Source organism: Stenotrophomonas sp. P5_A8 (assembly GCF_056400545.1).
The window spans coordinates 1-2493 of the sequence record NZ_JBFULB010000447.1; the positions used below are offsets into that span (position 1 = coordinate 1).

Consider the following 2493-nt stretch of genomic DNA (forward strand, 5'->3'; position numbering starts at 1 on the left):
ATAACCGACCATACGTAATGCCGGCCGCTGGCCGGCTCCAGGCAATACCCGACCATACGTAATGCCGGCCGCTGGCCGGCTCCAGGCAAGACCCGACCCCGCGTAGTGCGGGCCGCTGGCCGGCTCCTGGAAATCCCCAACGGCACGTATAGCCGGCCAGCGGCCGGCACTACCTTACGGCGACAGGTTAGGCGCGTGCTGTCAACGCCTTCCCCCCGCCGCCCGGCGTTGCCACAATCGGGTCTTTCCGTACTGCGGCTCCGGCCGGAAGCAATGCCTGACATCAAGCTCGCCCAGCAGATCGCCCAGACCATCGCCGATGAAATCGGTGCCCAGCCAGCCCAGGCACGTGCCGCCATCGCCCTGTTGGACGAAGGCGCCAGCGTCCCGTTCATCGCCCGCTACCGCAAGGAAGTCACCGGCGGCCTGGACGACACCCAGCTACGCAACCTGGAAAGCCGCCTGACTTACCTGCGCGAGCTGGAAGACCGCCGCGCCGCGGTGCTGTCCAGCATCGAAGAGCAGGGCAAACTCAGCCACGAACTACGCAACGAGATCCTCGGTGCGGACACCAAGTCGCGGCTGGAGGATCTGTACCTGCCGTACAAGCCCAAGCGCCGCACCCGTGCGCAGATCGCGCGCGAAGCCGGGCTGGAGCCGCTGGCCGATGGCCTGCTGGCCGATCCGGGCCTGGATCCGCAGGTATTCGGTGCCACCTTCGTCGATGCCGACAAGGGCGTGGCCGACACCAAGGCCGCGCTGGAAGGCGCCCGCGCGATCCTGATGGAGCGCTGGGGCGAAGATGCCGCGCTGGTCGGCGAACTGCGTACCTGGCTGGGCGAGAACGGGGTGATCCGGGCGCGCGTGGCCGAGGGCAAGGAAGAGCAGGGCGCCAAGTACCGCGATTACTTCGAACACGCCGAATCGCTGGCGAAGATTCCCTCGCACCGCCTGCTGGCGCTGTTCCGCGCGCGGCGCGAGGAAATCCTGTTCCTGGAACTGGACCCCGGCCCCGACGCCGAGGCCGGTCACCAATACGGCGAAGGCCGGGTGGCCCACAACGCCGGCATCCGCGACGCAGGCCGGCCCGGCGACCGCTGGCTGCTGGATGCGTGCCGCATGACCTGGCGCGCCAAGCTGCACATGCACCTCCTGCTGGATCTGTTCAACCAGGCCCGCGAGAAGGCCGAGGCCGAGGCGATCGCGGTGTTTGGCGACAATCTCAAGGACCTGCTGCTGTCCGCACCGGCTGGCCCCAAGGCGGTGCTCGGCCTGGACCCGGGTATCCGCACCGGCTGCAAGATCGCCGTGGTCGATGCGACCGGCAAGCTGGTGGCCACCGACACCATTTACCCGCACGAACCGCGCCGCCAGTGGGACCAGTCGCTGCACACCCTCAAACAGCTGTGCGTGCAGCACAACGTGGATCTGATCGCGATCGGCAACGGCACCGCCAGCCGCGAAACCGACAAGCTGGCCGGTGAGGTGATCAWGGCACTGGGTGATACGAAGGTGCAGAAGATCGTGGTCAGCGAGGCCGGTGCATCGGTGTACTCGGCTTCGGAATTCGCGGCCAGGGAATTCCCGAACCTGGACGTGTCCATCCGCGGCGCGGTGTCGATCGCCCGCCGCCTGCAGGACCCGCTGGCCGAACTGGTCAAGATCGATCCGAAGGCGATCGGCGTTGGCCAGTACCAGCACGACGTGGACCAGTACCGGTTGGCGCGCGCGCTGGATGCGCGCGTGGAGGACTGCGTCAACGCGGTGGGCGTGCACGTCAATACTGCGTCGGCCGCGCTGCTGTCGCGGGTATCCGGGCTGTCCTCGACCGTGGCCGAGAACATCGTCCGCCATCGCGATGACAACGGTCCGTTCAAGCGCCGCAAGGACCTGCTCAAGGTGCCGCGGCTGGGCGACAAGACCTTCGAACAGTGCGCCGGCTTCCTGCGCATCGCCGATGGTGACCAGCCGCTGGACGCCTCCTCGGTGCATCCCGAAGCCTACCCGGTGGTCGAGCGCATCGTGGCCGCCACCGCGCGCCCGATCAAGGCGCTGATCGGCGATGGCAGCTTCCTGCGCGGGCTCAAGGCCGAGCAGTTCACCGACGCCACCTTCGGCGTGCCGACCGTGCGTGACATCCTCAAGGAACTGGAAAAGCCGGGCCGCGATCCACGCCCCGAGTTCAAGGCCGCGCGCTTCGCCGATGGCGTGGAAGAGCTCAAGGACCTCAAGGTCGGGATGATCCTGGAAGGCGTGGTCAGCAACGTGGCCGCGTTCGGTGCCTTCGTCGACATCGGCGTGCACCAGGATGGTCTGATCCACATCTCGGCGCTGTCGGATACCTACGTCAAGGATCCGCGCGACGTGGTCAAGGCCGGCGACATCGTCAAGGTCAAGGTGCTGGAGGTGGACGTGGCGCGCAAGCGCATCGCCCTGACCCGGCGCCTGGATGACACCCCGGCCCCGGCCAAGGCCCCCGGCGAGCGTGATGCG

Annotated in this window: 1 protein-coding gene; it reads left to right on the forward strand. The window is 67.7% G+C overall.

The annotated features are described in order from the left end of the window. Positions 1–273: 273 nt before the first annotated feature. Positions 274–2493: Tex family protein (locus tag AC1DQP_RS19375; RefSeq protein WP_478052288.1), on the forward strand; the 2220-nt coding region annotated here is incomplete at its 3' end.